Consider the following 258-nt stretch of genomic DNA (forward strand, 5'->3'; position numbering starts at 1 on the left):
CAACCGTGATTGGAGAAATGATCTCGTATTTAGCCATAGGCACATATCCGCCAGATACTGTCAAAGTAATATCGGCAACATTGCTCGGACAAACAGGTGCTGTGGTCACAGCAAAAGCAATATCCGTCAACGGTAAATATCTGTTTACTGTAGTGCTTCCGTTAACAATACAGCCATTGGCATCCTTAACAGAATAAGCAATAATCTGGTCTGTGCCGTTATCGCTTACAACTAAAGTGTTAACGCCGCTATAAGTAG

Annotated in this window: 1 protein-coding gene; it reads right to left on the reverse strand. The window is 42.2% G+C overall.

Annotated elements, in window-relative coordinates:
- Positions 1 to 258 (reverse strand): hypothetical protein (locus DMB68_RS23490; protein WP_165830200.1); only part of this gene is annotated, 258 nt, incomplete at both ends.

The sequence above is a fragment of the Flavobacterium hydrophilum genome (genome assembly GCF_003202405.1).
GTDB classification, from domain to species: Bacteria; Bacteroidota; Bacteroidia; order Flavobacteriales; family Flavobacteriaceae; genus Flavobacterium; species Flavobacterium hydrophilum.